Source organism: Flavobacterium sp. 316 (assembly GCF_000967805.1).
Classification (GTDB): Bacteria; Bacteroidota; Bacteroidia; order Flavobacteriales; family Flavobacteriaceae; genus Flavobacterium; species Flavobacterium sediminilitoris.
Genome location: NZ_JYGZ01000001.1, coordinates 285455 through 303221 on the forward strand (window position 1 = coordinate 285455; position 17767 = coordinate 303221).

The 17767-nt window shown below is 29.7% G+C and carries 13 protein-coding genes; 11 read left to right on the forward strand and 2 right to left on the reverse strand.

The features are described 5' to 3' along the window. Window positions 1-332 precede the first annotated feature (332 nt). Window positions 333-3071 carry a choice-of-anchor I family protein gene (locus tag SY27_RS18055; RefSeq protein ID WP_052705060.1) on the reverse strand — a complete coding sequence of 913 codons (2739 nt, stop codon included), beginning with the start codon at window positions 3069-3071 and terminating at the stop codon, window positions 333-335. Window positions 3072-3342: 271 nt separating this feature from the next. Between SY27_RS18055 and SY27_RS01320 the strand changes: the two genes are divergently transcribed. From SY27_RS01320 to SY27_RS01345, 6 genes are all read left to right on the forward strand, one after another. After that, on the forward strand, window positions 3343-6318 hold the full coding sequence (locus tag SY27_RS01320) for a T9SS type A sorting domain-containing protein (protein ID WP_082084284.1): 2976 nt from the start codon (window positions 3343-3345) through the stop codon (window positions 6316-6318). Between the two features lie 429 nt (window positions 6319-6747). Further along, the gene (locus tag SY27_RS01325) at window positions 6748-7212 is read left to right on the forward strand and encodes a hypothetical protein (RefSeq protein WP_045966693.1); all 465 of its coding nucleotides are present in this window, start codon (window positions 6748-6750) and stop codon (window positions 7210-7212) included. Beyond that, window positions 7203-8978 (forward strand): sensor histidine kinase, encoded by a 1776-nt coding sequence (locus SY27_RS01330; protein WP_045966695.1) that lies wholly within the window; start codon window positions 7203-7205, stop codon window positions 8976-8978. The genes SY27_RS01325 and SY27_RS01330 overlap by 10 nt, the downstream gene beginning before the upstream one ends. Then, a complete protein-coding gene (locus SY27_RS01335; RefSeq protein ID WP_045966697.1) occupies window positions 8975-9586 on the forward strand; it encodes a response regulator transcription factor in 612 nt (203 codons plus the stop codon). Before SY27_RS01330 ends, SY27_RS01335 begins: the two co-directional genes overlap by 4 nt. Window positions 9587-9928: 342 nt before the next feature. Further along, the gene (locus SY27_RS01340) at window positions 9929-10894 is read left to right on the forward strand and encodes a hypothetical protein (RefSeq protein WP_045966699.1); all 966 of its coding nucleotides are present in this window, start codon (window positions 9929-9931) and stop codon (window positions 10892-10894) included. Window positions 10895-10966: 72 nt separating this feature from the next. Next, window positions 10967-11491 carry a hypothetical protein gene (locus SY27_RS01345; RefSeq protein ID WP_045966701.1) on the forward strand — a complete coding sequence of 175 codons (525 nt, stop codon included), beginning with the start codon at window positions 10967-10969 and terminating at the stop codon, window positions 11489-11491. A 48-nt stretch (window positions 11492-11539) separates the two neighbouring features. On the opposite strand, the gene SY27_RS01350 is transcribed toward SY27_RS01345, so the two are convergent. Continuing rightward, the gene (locus SY27_RS01350; protein ID WP_045966702.1) at window positions 11540-12100 is read right to left on the reverse strand and encodes a DUF1543 domain-containing protein; all 561 of its coding nucleotides are present in this window, start codon (window positions 12098-12100) and stop codon (window positions 11540-11542) included. Window positions 12101-12294: 194 nt separating this feature from the next. On the opposite strand from SY27_RS01350, the gene SY27_RS01355 reads away from it, so the two are divergent. The 5 genes from SY27_RS01355 to SY27_RS01375 all read left to right on the forward strand — a co-directional run bounded on the left by SY27_RS01355 (window position 12295) and on the right by SY27_RS01375 (window position 17759). Next, entirely contained in the window at window positions 12295-14484 is a 2190-nt protein-coding gene (locus tag SY27_RS01355) for a glutamine synthetase III (protein WP_045966704.1), read from the forward strand. Between the two features lie 6 nt (window positions 14485-14490). Continuing rightward, window positions 14491-14943 (forward strand): GNAT family N-acetyltransferase, encoded by a 453-nt coding sequence (locus tag SY27_RS01360; RefSeq protein ID WP_045966706.1) that lies wholly within the window; start codon window positions 14491-14493, stop codon window positions 14941-14943. Between the two features lie 262 nt (window positions 14944-15205). Then, the gene (locus SY27_RS01365) at window positions 15206-16033 is read left to right on the forward strand and encodes an OmpA family protein (protein WP_045966708.1); all 828 of its coding nucleotides are present in this window, start codon (window positions 15206-15208) and stop codon (window positions 16031-16033) included. A gap of 2 nt (window positions 16034-16035) precedes the next feature. Continuing rightward, window positions 16036-16479: a hypothetical protein gene (locus SY27_RS01370; protein ID WP_152640674.1), complete on the forward strand. Its 444-nt coding sequence runs from the start codon at window positions 16036-16038 to the stop codon at window positions 16477-16479. Window positions 16480-16580: 101 nt separating this feature from the next. Next, a complete protein-coding gene (locus tag SY27_RS01375) occupies window positions 16581-17759 on the forward strand; it encodes an AIR synthase related protein (protein WP_045966712.1) in 1179 nt (392 codons plus the stop codon). The last annotated feature ends 8 nt before the right edge of the window (window positions 17760-17767 follow it).

Sequence of the window (17767 nt, forward strand, 5' to 3'; positions counted from 1 at the left end):
ATATAATCTCAGAGGTATTAAATATAATTTTAGAGCTATTAAATATAACCTCAGAGATATTAATTATAATCTCAGAGATATTAATTATAATCTCAGAGCTATTAATTATAAGCTGTTAGGTGTAATTATTAGAAATGTCAGTTCAGGAGATGTCTTTTAGGCTAAAAAAGCTAATCAAAAACTAATTATACCTAACGAGTTCAATTTAAACCTATTGATAATTAAAAATTTAAAGATTTATATTGTTGATTTTATTTATGTATAATTTTATGTAAAATCAAAAGACCTTCCAATTTGGAAGGTCTTTTTGGAATCAACAATAACACATTTTATTATTCAACAACTACTTTTTGACTGATTCCTTCTTTTGTTTTAATGAAATATATCCCTTTTGGATAATTCATTTCTAATAATTTTGTATTCTCTTTTTCAGTTATTTTTCTTCCTAAACTATCAAATACACCTACAGTAACAGTTTGGTTAAAATGAAGTATTCCATTTTTTACAGGATTTGGATAAGCTACAAAACCTTTTTCTTGACTAAATGATGGATTAGATAAAACATCATTTGTTATTTCATAAATACTAAGAGTAGCACTCACTTCATTTGCCATTATAACTAATCCTTTAGTGTTTGGACTGTTTTCAGGAGTAATGTAAATAATTCCTTCCGGACCTAGATCACCACCAACACCAGTTGTACTTCTACTATTTTTGTATGAAACAAATGTTGGAGCCATTGGATTTGTAATATCATACGTCATAAGTCCGCCAATTCTTTCTAAAGTGATGAATGCATAAGTAGCTCCATTAATTTCAGCAACTGTGATTCCTTCTGGTTCAGGACCTTTATTATCACTTCTATTTTTCAAGTTATTATTATCATTACTAGCATTGAAAAAAGAACCAAAAATAGGATCAGCAGCCGTAATTTTTTCAAAATCAGAACCACTATCATAGACTAATGCACCTGTTGAAGCATTCCAAATACTAAAAGAACGCGTTCCAAAAACATGAATCTCATCAAAGTCCCCATCTCCATCTGTATCGCCAGTAGCATTAGTAACGGTTAATCGACCTAAATTTTTATTGTTTTTATAAAAAGAAGCATCAGGAAAAACAGTATCATCTAAAACATAACTATTACTATTTATTCTTGTTTCTTCAGATAAGCCATTATAATCTCTAGAATCACCTTCATTAGCTGTTACTAAATACGTTGTACCATTTACAGTATAATTTGCAATAGCATCAGGCATATACATACCTTTTATTGGCCAGTTACTCATAAAAATAGTACCAAATTGATCGGAAGTGTCTAATTTATTACCAGAAATAGCATGATCTTTTAATCCGAGAGGAATGATATCAGTAATTTCATTTGTTACTAAATTTATAATAGCCAAAGCATTGTTTTCTTGTAAAGTAACCCAAGCAGTTAAACCATCATCAGCAATAGTAATATATTCAGGTTCTACATCTTTTGAAACAGAAGCATTAACACCATAAATTCTAACACCTGCTGTTTTTAAAGAAGCTAATTGACTATCAAAAGCATTAAAATTCAATGTCGTTACATTAGATTGTTGGATAGCATTGAATCCAGAAGAAATATCAATAATCGAAATACTTCCTTCTGGATCTATTGTATAATCATCATTTGGTTGTCCTTCATTAGCTGTTAAAACCTTTGTACCATCAGGAGAAAAAGTAATCATATCAGGTAAAACACCCACTTCTACTACAGAACCAATGGTTCCATTAATGTCCATGAAAATCACTTTTCCATTGGCAAAATTGGCACTTTCAACAGTTGCAGCAACAATACCGTTTTTTACTGCAACGCTAGTTCCACCAATTCCATAACTTGATAAATCGATTGATTGAATAGACGTAATAGCAGAAACATTTGAAAAATCTAAAACCTCAATTTTAGAAGCAGTAGAATTCATCACAAATAATCGTTGAGAAACAGGATCATGAGCAACAATTTCAGCCGAACCAGTCGCATCAACTAAATAACTTGATAAGTAGTTAATATCTAAAGAAGTAGAAGTAGAAGGAACAGACTCTTCATCATCTAAAATATAGATAGTTTTTTGAGAAATACCAGATATAGTTCCATCAACAGCATTTGCTAACTCTAGGACAAAATAAGAATCTCCATTAAAAGAAGCGTCATTTGTTATCGGAATTGTAATTGTTTGTTGTGTTGAATTTACAGGAAAAGAAACCGTTTCATTTGTAAATACATATTGAGAACCATTTGCAGCTGTTCCTAATACTGTTGAAACCATTACATCTACAGCAGTTGTTCCAGTTGACGGATTCGTTAATGTAATAACAACATCAACACCAGCATTACTTTCATCTATAATTGAAAACTCCGTAGAAAAAGATATATCTGAAGCAGTTGAATTAAATGTTGTTGAATTAAAAGGCAAATCGGGAATTGTGCCATTATTACTATCATTAGCACCTGTATTTTCTATTTGCCAATTAGACATCGTATTTATAGCTGTTAGATAGTCATGCATTGCAAGTCCAGTTCTTGGACCATTATAATTAGCTATATCAGTTCCTTCAGGTAATAAAATAGCTGTTGAACCAATTGTTAATCCAGAATTTGTTAAATCACCAAAACCAGTTGATGAATTAGATATAGCAGCTAACAGTGTAGTTACCGTTCTTGGAGAAGTACCTAAAAAGGCAAACATAGCATCTGCTGTAGCAGAGATTCCACCAGCATTATTAACTGTAATAGATCCTATAGAAGGCAAAATAGAAGCACTAATATTATTAATACTTATAACCGTTCCAGCAGGAATACTATTTGCTCCAGAAGACCAAGTAAAATCGCCTTCATCTGTTCCAAAGCTAGTTCCGTTCCATTCAGAATCACAAAAAATAATCGTAGAATTTGCAGGAATATCTTTAAAAGTAACAAATGCAATATCATCATCGCCATCAGCATTAAAACCTATAAATGCAATATCTCCAGCATTTGAAAGTTGAGCACTAACTAAATGAGAAATAAAGATTAGTAATACAAAAGTAATTTTTAACTTCATGGATAAAATGTTAATAGTTTATCCTACAAACTTACTTTCTAAAACAGGGTAAGCAGGTTAATTAAAAATCATTATTTCATATAGAAAACATTACTATTTAGTTTCGTTAATATTAAAAAGTAAACTTAATGTTAACTCAACAAAACCATGTTTTTTGATGATCAAAAAATAAGTAGAAGTAGAAATATAAATGATTTTTCTTTATATGTTAAAAAAAGGTTAAATTTGTTTCTTTAAAAATAAATTAAGCCCTAACCAAATACTATTTAAAATGAAACATTATTACATTAGTTTACTATTTATCATCTGTTTTACCTTTCCCACTTGGTCTCAGGAATATAAAGAGATGATAATAAAATCAACGTATTCAGTTCAAGAAATTCAAGCCAAAGCAGAAGAACATTTTGCAATTGTAGGAAAAGAAAGAGGAAAAGGATATAAACCCTATAAAAGATGGGAATACAACGCATTAAGAAATATGGACGAGAGTGGACACCTTAAATCGCCAGATTTTTATTATAGCGAATTAGAAAGGTATAATAGATACAGAAACAACAACAATGTTTTAGCAAGAAACAATCAAGGAGGTTGGGAAGAACTAGGCCCAACATATTGGGATGATACTAGTGGATGGAATCCAGGAGTTGGAAGAATTACTTCAGTTAGTGTAGAAAGCAATAATGCAAACCATATTATTGTAGGAGGAGCTTCTGGAGGAGTATGGAAAACAATAGATGGAGGAGCAAACTGGACTGTTTTAACAGATAACATGTCTAATCTAATCGTTTCCTCTTTAACAATTAACCCTTTAGATAATACTAATTATTTTTGGGGATCTTCAAACGGAACTATTTTTACTTCTACAGATTCAGGAAGCACATGGACTTTATTATCAGACACAGGTTCAGGTAATGTTAATAAAATATTGATAGACCCTACAGATGCCACAAAAATGTTTTGTAGTGTTCAAGGAGGAGGAATCTATAAGTCAACTGATTCGGGAGTAAATTGGACAATAATTCACCCTTTGGCGACTAACGGATATGATGTAGAATTTAAACCAGGAAATACAAATATTATTTATGCAACAGGGAGTAAATTCTTTAAATCTATAGATGGAGGAGTAACTTTTACAACAGAAGATGATGTATTAAGTGTTTATCAACAACAATATGTATCTGGAGCAACGAGTTGGCAATTTGCTACTTCAAATTTAGATAATAGTGTAACACCAAAAACAGGAAATGGTTTAGGATTATTTTATATAACGGATTTTACTAATCCAGTAACACGTTTAATTCCTCCAGCAGTAAATTTAACAGGAGCTACAGCTCCAAAACTTAAGTTTTCTTATACTAATGTAAATTGGGATGACGATATAGATGAGTTAAGAGTTTTATATAAAACATCTGTAGGAGGAACTTGGACAGTATTAGCAACTTATACTACAGAAGCAAGTACATGGCAAGATATTACCATAGATTTACCAAATCAGTCTTCGGAATACTATGTTGCTCTTGAAGGAAAATCAAATTATGGTAGAGGAGTAACGCTAGATGATATAAGTATTGTTGATGTAACATTAGGAACACTTTTTGAAAATGGTTTTGAGTCAAATTTACCACTTTCAACTGGACCAAAAATGATGGGAGTTTCACCTAATGATCCTAATATAGTATATATCCTAGAAGCTAAAAATGGAAAATTTGGAGCATTTTACAAATCTATAAATAGTGGAGATACATTTGTTAAATTAAATCATGGTAACAAAAATTATTTTGGTTATAGTTCTCTAGCAGATGACGATAGAGGACAAGCACCAAGAGACATGGATATAGCAGTAAATCCTAATGACGCTAATGATGTACATATAGCAGGTATTTTATCTTGGAGATCTACAAATGGAGGTCAAAATTTTAGTATTACATCACAATGGGTTCCTCAAGACGCTGCAAATCAAAATATAGGATATTGTCATGCAGATATTGATATAATGGAATATGTAGGAGAAAAACTATATGTTGGAAGCGATGGAGGTATCTTTGTAGCAGAAAATCCATTAGTGGTAAATAGCAATTATTTTACAGATTTATCAACAGGACTAGGAATCAAACAGTTTTACAAAATTGGAGTTAGTCAAACAAGCCCTGAAGTAATAAGTGCAGGATCACAAGATAATGGATCATCAGTTTATAATAGTTTAGGAAATTGGAAAGATTGGTTAGGAGCAGACGGAATGGAATCTTTCGTGGATAAGAATAATAGTAATATCTTATACGGAACCACTCAACAAGGATCTTTATACAAATCAACAAATCAAGGAACATCTTATTTCGGATTAGCCTCTCCAGAAGATAAATCGGGAAATTGGATTACTCCTTTTGAACAAGACCCAATTGTACAAAACACAATATACTCTGGATACGATAAAGTATATAAATCTACAAATGGAGGCAATAGCTGGGTATCGATTTCTCAACTATTCGCAGGAAATTTAGACCATTTAAAAATTGCACCATCAAATAACAATATTATGTTTGTTGCAATAGGTGGTTCATTATATAAAACTATTGATGGAGGAGCAACAAACTGGGTTGCATTAAACGGTTTCGCAGGAAGCATTAATTCAATAGCAATACATCCTACAGACGCTAACAAAATAGCAATAGCAACAACAGGAAATCAGAAAGTATATATCAGTACAGATGGAGGAACAAACTGGACAAGCTATTTAAAGAACTTACCAAACTTCAGTGCCTTAGCCTTAGTATGGACAAATTATCAACAAGAAGGCTTATATGTAGGAATGAATTACGGTGTATTTTATATTGCAACGGCAGATCCTTTAGCAGAATGGCAACCTTTTAGCAACAATTTACCTAATGTACAAATTAGCGAATTAGAAATAAACACAGCAAATAATAAAATATATGCAGGAACATTTGGAAGAGGATTATGGAAATCAAATCTTTTTGAAACAGCATTGAGTATTGATAACTTTGATGCATTAAACACAATAACACTATTCCCAAATCCAGCAACTAACAAGGTAAACTTAAAATGGAATGAAAACGAAAATGTAACCATAAAAATATATGATGCATCAGGTAAATTAGTGTACTATACTAAAGATAAAAACCTAATAAATACATTTGAAGTAAATACATCTAGTTTTACATCTGGATTATATTTTGTAAACATTAATACTATAGACAAATTCGTGATAAAAAAGCTAATAATAGAATAAATCACCTTTTTAAATAGTTAATAAAGTAAGCCCAATACTAGATTTTTATTTCTAGTATTGGGCTTTTTTTATTCAGAAAATATTATTTTGAACCCGTTGGGTGCAATTATTAAAAACGGTAGTTTGAGTGTTTTTTGTGCAGTAAAACAGAACAAAAAATGTATCGAGAACCGTTTTTAATGAAATTTTTCTTGTTCTCGATACGATTTTCTATCGAAAAACACTCGAACTAACAAAAAAAATCATCAAAAAATAATTACACCCAACGGTTTTTTTTGATAATAAATACACTATAACAATTTATATTCTTTAAGTTTTGAAAAAGAATTAGTTAAACGTAAAACAGATACTTAAAATCCCCATTGTTAGGTATTTTATTCTTATTTTAGAGTGTTAAATTAGCACTATAGAAATCAAAAAATATAAAACATGAAAACGTATGAATCTTGCGGAAAAATAAACTTCAACAACGATATAAAAACAGTTGAAGTAAGAACAGCACTTCCAGAAACATTAGAAAACGGACAGTATAAATACATAAAGTATTATAACATTTCAAATGATAAACATTACGGAATTTTAGGAATCTTAATTATAGAAGGAGGATCAAACAAAGATTTGAGAGATTCAAATTCACCACTAGGAAAAATACAAGTAGATAAAAACCTTATTAAGTTAGACGATCTAAAACCATTTAACAATGGGAAAGACTTTTCAAAATTAGAAAAAGATGACATCATTTATTTTATGTGTTTTCATGATGAAGAATTTTATGGCTCTGAAAAAGAACTAAAAATATTCCAAGAAAGCTTGCCAAAATTTCCCGATTTTGGATTAATAGAAGAACCAAAAGTAGGAAATGGAGGCGTATTAACATTTGAAGGATGCTTATAATAAACACAAATAAAACACTATTAACCATAGCAGCAATCTTAATTGTTGCTTTTTCGTTTAGTCAAAATTTAGAACTAAATAAACTAAAAGAGAATATAAACAAAGCAGACATAGAATCGTCAAAAAATAATATTGAAAAAATAGAAAAAATCCCCTTAAATAAACATCAAAAAGCAACTTTCAATTATTTAAAAGCCAATTACTTTAAACTCATAAACGAAGATAATCTAGCATATGAAAACTATTTAAAATCTAAAAAAAACTATTTAGAATTAGATAGTTTAGCCAAAGTAGCCACAATAAACATTGAAATGGTTTCATTATTATTAGCCATAAACAATAATAAAATAGACTACAATTTATATATCAAAGAATTCTTAGACTACGCAGAAAAAACAAATGATTCAAAAAGACTAAGCGAAGCATACATGCAATTAGGAAAATCATTTTACACCTCAAACCCAGAATTATCAATACAATACTTCTTTAAAGCACTACATGAAAATAGCAAACAAAAAAACACTATTTATAGTGCAAGAATCATGCAAAACATCGGAGCAACATACGCTTCAGATAAAATATTAAAATTAGATTCAGCCCTCTTTTTCTATGATAAAGCAATGAGAATTTATGAAAAAGAGACATTAAATGAATACAAATCATATATCTACATAAACAGAGGAGTCGTTTTTACCAAAAAAAAACAATTCGAAAAAGCAATAGAAAGCTTTCACAAAGCCGATTCAATTCCAGTAAAAGAATTTAAAAACAAAAACAAAGAAATAATATACGGATTCTTAGCAAATGCATACAAAGAAAATGGAGACTATAAAAAAGCAATAGAATACCTCGAAAAACAAAAAGTATATCAAGATATTTTAGGCGAGAAAGAACAAAATAAAGCCATTATTGAAATAGATACCAAATACAAAACAATTGAAAAAGAAAAAGAAAATAAAGCACTAAAAAAAATAAACTTCAAAAGTAAAATAACAATTATAATCATTGTAACACTCCTATTATTATCCATTCTCATAGGATTATTATCATTTAAAAATATCATAAATAAAAAGAAAATAATAGAACAACAAAAAACAATCGAAGTAAACCTATTAGAAAATAGACTAAAAGAAAACCAACTTAACGAAATTGACAAAATGCTAGAAGTTCAAGAAAAAGAAAGACAAAAAATAGCAGATGAACTACACGATAACTTAGGAAGTCTATTAGCAACCTTAAAAATAAACTTTGAAACCATACAAAACCAACAAATAACAGACAAAGCATTATACTCAAAAACAAATGAAATAATAAACGAAACATATCAAGAAGTTAGAAATATAGCCCACCTAAAAAATAGCGGAGTAATAGGAAGAGAAGGATTATTGGCATCAGTAAAAAAAATGGCAGAAAAAATGTCCATTCCAAACAAAATTATTTTTAATGTTATCCCATCCGGACTAAATGAAAGAATAGACAACACTATAGAAGTACTACTATTTAGAATCATCCAAGAACTATCCGCAAATAGCATAAAACACGCAAAAGCAACAGAAGTAAATATTTATCTAAATCAATACAATAAAAAAGAAATTAATATAATGATTGAAGACAACGGTTGCGGCTTTAATCCTGAAAATATAAATAAAAATGGAGGAATAGGACTAAAAAATATAGAAAGAAAAATAGAACAATTAAATGGAGTATTTACAATTGATAGTAAAATTTCAAAAGGAACAACCATAATAATAGACTTACCAATATGATACGAATAGTTATAGCAGAAGATCATCAAGCTCTAATAGATGGAATAAAACTAGCATTAGAATATGAAGAAGACATAACAGTAATAGGAGAAGCATTAGATGGAGAAATGCTAATAGAACTAGTTAAAAATAAAAAAACCGACATTGTTGTAACCGATATAAGAATGCCCAAATGCGATGGCATTACAGCAACTCGAATAATTAAAAAAGAATTTCCAAATATAAACATAATAGCCTTTAGCATGTTTGACCAAGATGAAGCAATTGAACAAATGAAAAATGCAGGAGCAATAGGATATATCATGAAAAATTCATCCCTAAAAAAACTAGTAGAAGCAATAAAAAGCGTAGCCAAGAACACTCCATTCTATGATGATGCTATAATTACAAAAGACACCACAACCAAAGAAGAAATCATTCTAAGCACAAGAGAAAAAGAAATACTTAGATTAGTAGGAGAAGGAAAAACATCACAAGAAATAGCCGACATACTATTTGTTGCCAAAAGCACAATAGACACACATAGAAAAAACATTTTAAAAAAAATGAATATTTACGGAAAAACCGATTTAATCCGATTTGCAATTGAAAGAAAATACGACTTTTAACCTCTTAAACACTATATAATAAAAAGTATAAAACCAAATAAATAAAATAGTATCCTAACCAAACAAAGCAATGTCTCAACAAGATAAGACAGTGGCTCAATCAAATAAAGCTTTGGCACAATCAGAAAAATAAACATAAAATAATAGTATTAAAAAAACAGATTAAAAACCTGTTAAGCATAAAAAATCCCCATTGTTGGGGATTTTTTTATGAATATAAATAAAGAATTTTACCATGTAGTTAGCTAACCAATAAACAAATTAAAATGGAGATTAGAAACCAGAATAAAAACAAGGCGTAACCGAAAAGCCAAACGAGTAGGAAAACTAAAACTAAAAATCATGGAAAATAAAGAAAATTTAAACGACATTATAAAAGGATTAACAGGATATGTGTCAAAACCATTTAAATATACAGTTTCCTATTTTAATGGAGAACAAACATATACAGAAAAATTTGTAGTCCTTACAATAGGGAAAGAATTCACAGGAAACACCTCAAAAGGATTAGATGTTATAATTGACCAAGTATCAACAGCACTTGGAGCAGCTGTAGGAACTGCAACAGGAGGTTTAGGTTTAGCTTTAGGACCACTTACTAATATTGCACTACACTGGATAAAAGACCAAATATTCAATGCAGATGGAACCATTACAATTATGCTAGCAAATCATTATATAGGAACAAAAAACGGAGGAATAGATCCTACCTTTTGGCCAGGAGGCTTAGAAACAGCACATTGGGAAGGAATTGTAAATAGTATTATGGTAGCTTTAAATGCGCTAGGAAGTAAGTTTGATGGAAAAGAAGAACTTACCCATTCTGAAAACATAACTGTTCAAGGAAATTATTCAGAAGAAACTAATATTCCAGCAGTAGAAAGAGTTAAAGAATATTTTTCAAATCAAGAAATATTTACAAGAGAATCTATCTCAGTAAATAATTTTTCAAACCAAAACTTTTATAAAATGGGATTACCAACTTTAGTAAATAATAAAGGATTTGAAACATTTCTAAATGAATCTTTAGGGCAAATGAGTATTAGCTCATCTAATGTATCCACTTACGGATTAAGTTGCTTGGCTTGTAAATCAGTTGCTTATGCAACAGCAGGAGTTTTAGTAGTAATGAGTGCTGTAGCATTAGCAGAAATAGCAGTTACTTCAAGCATTGTAGGCTCATTAGCATCAGCATTAGGAATATCACCAGCATTAGCACTTCAATGCATTAGAGTAGCAGTAAATTCAATTGCTTTTGGAGCATCAGTAGTAGCAAATGAAATATGTTCAGCAGCAGGATTTTGTTAAAAAAATAAATAAACTAAAATATTGGCACGACTATTGTTTATCTTTATATAGAAAATAAAAATAAAAAAAGATATGAAAAAAGTGACCTTAATTCTAGCTTTAATCGGAATGATTACGCTACAAAGTTGTGTTAAAGAAGAAGTAATTGTAGATGATAACTTTGATAATGATACCATTAGTGAAGTGTTTGAATACGAAAATGTTGATTTCAATAACGGGAATAATTATAGTGTTTCTCTTAATTATCCTTATCAAATTTTTAATTCTGATATGGTATTAGTTTATCATTTGTATGACATTGTTAATGGTCAAGATGTATGGAGATTAATGCCTCAAACTTATTATGATGGGAATTTGGAAATTGATTATAATTTTCAATTTACAACTCTTAGTGCAAGTGTAATAATGGATTCTAATTTTTCATTAGATACTGTGCCATCTGTTTGGACACAAGATCAAATTTTTAGAGTAGTAGTTATTCCAGCTGCTTTTGCAAATAAAGCAGCTAGCCCAGTTGACTTAAGCAACTATAATGAAGTTCTAAACTATTACAATATTGATGATAAAAATAGAACTAAAATTAGATTAAAAGAATAAAAATACACTATTAATAATAATTAGAAATAGTCCTGAAATTTTTCAGGACTATTTTATTTTATCAAATTTTAAATAACCAATGTGTTTCTCATCAGTAATTAAATCATTTTGTTTTGTGATTCTTAATTGATATAAAGATTTAAATTTTGGTAATAAAATATCTTCAATATTGTGAATATCATCAACATCAACACCATATTGATCGTCAATGTGAGAAACAGCCCCTTTAAAATCATAATGCTTATAAAAAGCAGTTTGTTTAGCTTTTTTTATAGCTTCAGCCTTACTTTTAGCAACAGTTAAAACTTTATAATGATATTCTTCAAATTCATTTTCTTTATAACCGCCTAAATTCAAAAAGAAAAGCTTCTCTTCTTGCTCATTTTTTTCATTTCTAGCAATAACTTCAATAGAATACTCATCTACACTAGTTACTTTTTGCCAAGCATCAACATGAATCTTACCATTAGCTTCAGGCCAAAAATCGACCATATCTTCCTTTAATTCAACTAGAGTAGTACCAATGCCAAAAAAAATATCATGTTGTTCCGTTAATCTACTTTTTGGAGTACAACCTAACATGATCATGTGTAAATAAGATGTCTTCATATATCAAAGATAAAAAAAGACCACAAAATAGAAAGCTAAACAACTTATTTTTAGTTTTATTTCTCAAAAAAGCTTAGTAAAAGTTTTTATTTTGTGATTAGCCCTATTTTTTTAGGGGTTACTTTTAAAATGTAATAAAAAATAAATATATTTGCATCGTAAAACAAGGGGTATAACTTTTAAAACACAACTTTATGTCAACATTTCGTTTTAATGCATTAAAAGAAACAGCAGGTAGAAAACCAGTAGTTGTTGAAAAACTAGAAAAAAAATCTATCATTTTTGGAAGCAATGTTTTTAATGATAAATCAATGCGCCAATTTTTAACACCAGATGCTTATAAAGCAGTACAGAATGCAATTCAGTTAGGGACAAAAATTGATCGTAATATAGCGGAATATGTTGCAATGGGAATGAAAGAATGGGCATTAAATAAAGGAGTAACCCATTATACACACTGGTTTCAACCATTAACAGGGACAACAGCAGAAAAACACGATGCCTTTTTTGAAACCTCATTTGATGGATCTGATCCAGTAGAAAAATTTGGAGGAAGTCAATTAGTACAACAAGAACCAGATGCATCTTCATTTCCAAATGGAGGAATTAGAAACACATTTGAAGCAAGAGGATACACAGCTTGGGATCCTACATCTCCAGCTTTTATATACGGAACCACTTTATGTATTCCTACAATCTTCGTTTCTTATACAGGAGAAGCATTAGATAATAAAACACCACTATTAAAAGCATTACAAGCTATCGATCATGCTGCAACCGAAGTAGCAAAATACTTTGACAAAAACGTAAAAAAAATTACACCAACATTAGGTTGGGAACAGGAATATTTCCTAGTTGATAGAGCATTGGCGAACGCTAGACCGGATTTATTAGCTACAGGAAGAACACTTTTGGGACACACAGCGGCAAAAGGACAACAATTAGACGATCATTACTTTGGATCAATTCCTTCAAGAGTGCTAACATATATGCGAGATTTAGAAAACGAATGTATGCTATTAGGTATTCCAGTAAAAACACGTCACAATGAAGTTGCGCCAAGTCAATTTGAATTAGCACCAATTTTTGAAGAAACAAACTTAGCGGTAGATCACAACTCTTTATTAATGGATGTAATGCAAAAAGTAGCAGAACGTCACGATTATAAAGTACTATTTCATGAAAAACCATTTAAAGGAGTAAACGGATCAGGAAAACATAATAACTGGTCACTAGCAACCGATACAGGAGTAAACTTATTATCACCAGGAAAAACTCCTATGAGTAACTTACAATTTCTAACATTCTTTATTAATACCATTAAAGCCGTTCATGATTACGAAGAACTAATGCGTGCATCAATTGCATCAGCAAGTAATGATCACCGTTTAGGAGCAAATGAAGCACCACCAGCAATTATTTCGGTATTCATCGGACAACAATTAACAAAAGTATTAGCAGAACTAGAAGGTGTAACAAAAGGAAAATTATCACCAGAAGAAAAAACAGACTTAAAATTAAATGTAGTAGGAAAACTACCAGATGTCTTATTAGATAATACAGATAGAAACAGAACATCACCTTTTGCATTTACAGGAAATAAATTTGAATTTAGAGCAGTAGGATCAACAGCGAATTGTGCTACTTCAATGACAACATTAAATGCAATTGTAGCAAAACAATTAAGAGACTTTAAAAAAGAAGTAGACACATTAATTGATACAAAAGAATTAAAGAAAGACGAAGCAATCTTTAATGTATTAAGAGAATATATAAAACAAACGAAAAATATCCTTTTTGAAGGAGATGGATATAGTGAAGCTTGGGAAAAAGAAGCTAAAAAACGTGGATTAAGCAACCATAAAACGACTCCAGAAGCATTAAAAGCTAAAGTTTCTAAAAAAGCAATTGAATTGTTTGAGGAATTAGAAATAATGAACCATGTTGAGGTAGAAGCTCGCTACGAAATAGAATTAGAAGAATATACTAAAAAAATTCAAATTGAAGGAAGAGTTTTAGGAGATATTGCTCGCAATCATGTAGTTCCAACAGCAATTCGTTACCAAAACACATTAATTGAAAACGTAAAAGGACTAAAAGAAATTTTCGGAAAAGAATTTGAAAAAATCGGAAAAGAACAAATCACTTTAATTAAAGAAATTTCAGAACACATTGAAGGAATTAATACAAAAGTAGAAGCAATGATAGAAGAGCGTAAGAAAGCAAATAATATTTCAGACGCAGTGAAAATGGCAGAAGCATATTGTAATAAAGTAAAACCATATTTTGAAGAAATTCGTTATCACGCAGACAAGTTAGAACTACTTATTGATGACGAAATGTGGACTTTAGTAAAATACAGAGAATTATTATTTGTAAGATAATAATAAATGATTGAAATTGTAAGAACAGACTCTAAGAATACTAATTTCATAGCATTAGTACAATTATTAGACGTGTATCTTGCTGAAAAAGACGGGGAAGAACATGATTTTTATGATCAGTTTAATAAAATAGACACAATAAATAATGTAATTGTCCTATTTGAAAACAACATAGCTGTTGCTTGCGGTGCAATAAAACCGTTTGATAAACAAACTATGGAAATAAAAAGAATGTTCACAAAAACAGAAGCAAGGAAAAAAGGATTTGCTAAAATGATTATTAATGAATTAGAAAAATGGGCTTTCGAATTATCTTATAATAAATGTATCTTAGAAACAGGAATAAGACAAATAGAAGCAATACAATTCTATCATAAAAACAATTATCAAGTAATTCCTAATTACGGACAATACAAAGGAATTGAAAACAGTATATGTTTTCAAAAAAAACTTAGATAGTTCTTCAAAAAATATTAAAAACCTATTCGTTATGAATAGGTTTTTAACTTTTATAAAAATTTAGGGATTATAAATTCAAGTAACACCAAAGAGCCTACCTCTATATTGATAATGTAACTATGCCTGATTGGAAATAAAAAAATAAAATCAATTAAAAACAAACGTGTATATTCTAAAAAATAACCACGTTTTTTATATTTTTACACTTTAGCACACTTTTATATATAATTTAAAAGTTGTTACTTCGTAAAAAAATACAATTATGAGAGTTCGCTTTTTAATAATATTTATACTTCTTATTAATACACTTTTTGCACAAGAGCAATTTTCTGTATTTTTTGAAAGTGATAAGTATGATTTAACAACTCAAGAAGAAATAAAACTAAAAGATTGGATTGCAAAAAATAAAACATCAAAAATTGTAGCTATAAACGGTTACACAGATGAAGTAGGATCTTCTAGTTATAATGATAGTTTAGCACAAAAAAGAGTCAGTTTTATCCATAATTTTATAAAGAAAGAAGTTCAAATAAGAGAAGACTTTAAAACAAGAAGTTTTGGAGAAAAATTTGCCCATTCAGGAAATAAAGCAGAAAACAGAAAAGCTACTATTTATTATATTCTTGAAGAAGATCTGCATAAAGAAAACGAAATCCTAGGAATTGAAGAAAAAGAAATAGATACAGTTGCAATAGTTGTTGATGAAAATGCACCACTTCATGAAAAAGTAAAGCATGCAAAAGTAGGAGATAAAATAATTTTAAAAAACATCAATTTTTATCAAAATACATTTGCAATTACACAAGAGTCAAATGCAGCACTATATGATTTATTATTTGTAATGCAAAACAATCCAAGTTTAAAAATACAGATACAAGGACATATTTGTTGTGTAGATGAAGACAGAAGGAACCTATCATTAGAAAGAGCCAAACAAGTAAGGCGATTTTTAGTTGTCAAAGGAGTATCACAACAAAGAATATTAGTTACAGGATTTGGAGTCACTCAACCTATGTATCCAATTCCTGAAAAAAATGAAGAACAAGCAGCAGCAAATAGAAGAGTAGAAATAGAAATTATAAGAAAATAATTATGAAAAAAATATTTTGTATAACATTAATAAGCATACTTTTTTTAAGTTGTTCAGATAAATGTTTGGAAGGAAAACATCCAGTTCCAGCTACTTTTTTTGTCGAAATTATAGATGAGACAACAAATGAAAATGTTTTTGAAAACGAAACATTTGCAGAAAGCGATATTAAAATAACAGATGTAATAGGAAACGAAGTACCTTATAATTTTATTGAAGGAATTAACACAATTCAACTCTATCCTAAAACAACAATTAATGCTAATAATATTGATGTTAAGATTACGTTGAATAATCAAACTACAATGCTAATAAAAGAAGTAAACTTAAAATATAATGTAGAATCTAAACAGGAAGAATGCTATACTTCATTTAGTTTCACTAATATTTTATTTCCTGATAATGACTCAGAATTAGTTGGAGGAGTCTTTAAAGTAAAAATTTAAACAGTTTTCTAATTTCAAATTTCTAAGTTTTGATTTAAAAAACTATCTTTGCACAACAACTACAAACTGAAGAATTTCAGTTTAAAACAACACTACTTTCAATGAGTTCTGAAACGAGCCAACGCTACAATCTTAGAGGAGTTTCTGCTTCTAAGGAAGATGTGCATAATGCCATCAAAAACATTGACAAAGGATTGTTCCCAAAAGCATTCTGTAAAATCATTCCTGATTACTTAACAAATGACGAGGATTACTGTATTATTATGCACGCAGATGGTGCTGGTACAAAATCAGCATTAGCGTACATGTATTGGAAAGAAACAGGTGATATTTCGGTTTGGAAAGGAATTGCGCAAGATGCATTAATCATGAATATTGACGATTTATTATGTGTAGGAGCAACAGATAATATTTTACTTTCTTCAACAATTGGAAGAAATAAAAGTGTTATTCCTGCGGAAGTTTTGTCAGCAATTATTAATGGAACAGAAGAATTAATCTCAGATTTAAAACAACATGGTGTAACTATTCATTCAACAGGAGGAGAAACAGCCGATGTAGGTGATTTAGTAAGAACAATAATTGTAGATTCTACTGTTACAGCAAGAATAAAACGTACCGATGTTATCGATAATGCAAACATTCAAGCAGGAGATGTAATTGTAGGTTTAGCCTCTTACGGACAAGCTACCTATGAAAAGGAATATAATGGAGGAATGGGAAGCAACGGATTAACCTCTGCTCGTCATGATGTATTTGCTAAATATTTAGCCGAAAAATATCCTGAAAGCTATGATGCATCTGTTCCTAATGAATTAGTATATTCGGGTGAAGCCCAATTAACCGATGTAGTGGAAAATAGCCCAATCGATGCAGGAAAATTAGTATTGTCACCTACAAGAACCTATGCACCAGTAATTAAGAAAATTTTATCAAAATATAAATCAGATAAGATTCATGGAATGGTACATTGTAGTGGTGGAGCACAAACAAAAGTACTTCATTTTGTAGATAATGTTCATGTTATAAAAGATAATTTATTTCCTGTACCACCATTATTTAAGTTAATACAAGAACAATCGAAAACCAATTGGAAAGAAATGTATCAAGTATTCAATTGTGGTCATCGTATGGAAATTTATGTTCCTGCTGACATAGCAACTGACATCATTGAAATTTCTAAATCATTTAATATAGAAGCTCAAATTGTAGGAAGAGTTGAAGCTTCAAATGAGAAAAAATTGACTATAAATAGTGAATACGGAACTTTTGAATACTAAAAGAATTT

Coding starts and splice junctions, on each gene's coding strand:
- SY27_RS01375 (WP_045966712.1), top strand. CDS start 16,581: ATGAGTTCTGAAACGAGCCAACGCTACAATCTTAGAGGAGTTTCTGCT.
- SY27_RS01370 (WP_152640674.1), top strand. CDS start 16,036: ATGAAAAAAATATTTTGTATAACATTAATAAGCATACTTTTTTTAAGT.
- SY27_RS01345 (WP_045966701.1), top strand. CDS start 10,967: ATGAAAAAAGTGACCTTAATTCTAGCTTTAATCGGAATGATTACGCTA.
- SY27_RS01325 (WP_045966693.1), top strand. CDS start 6,748: ATGAAAACGTATGAATCTTGCGGAAAAATAAACTTCAACAACGATATA.
- SY27_RS01320 (WP_082084284.1), top strand. CDS start 3,343: ATGAAACATTATTACATTAGTTTACTATTTATCATCTGTTTTACCTTT.
- SY27_RS01360 (WP_045966706.1), top strand. CDS start 14,491: ATGATTGAAATTGTAAGAACAGACTCTAAGAATACTAATTTCATAGCA.
- SY27_RS01355 (WP_045966704.1), top strand. CDS start 12,295: ATGTCAACATTTCGTTTTAATGCATTAAAAGAAACAGCAGGTAGAAAA.
- SY27_RS01335 (WP_045966697.1), top strand. CDS start 8,975: ATGATACGAATAGTTATAGCAGAAGATCATCAAGCTCTAATAGATGGA.
- SY27_RS01350 (WP_045966702.1), bottom strand. CDS start 12,100: ATGAAGACATCTTATTTACACATGATCATGTTAGGTTGTACTCCAAAA.
- SY27_RS01340 (WP_045966699.1), top strand. CDS start 9,929: ATGGAAAATAAAGAAAATTTAAACGACATTATAAAAGGATTAACAGGA.
- SY27_RS01330 (WP_045966695.1), top strand. CDS start 7,203: ATGCTTATAATAAACACAAATAAAACACTATTAACCATAGCAGCAATC.
- SY27_RS18055 (WP_052705060.1), bottom strand. CDS start 3,071: ATGAAGTTAAAAATTACTTTTGTATTACTAATCTTTATTTCTCATTTA.
- SY27_RS01365 (WP_045966708.1), top strand. CDS start 15,206: ATGAGAGTTCGCTTTTTAATAATATTTATACTTCTTATTAATACACTT.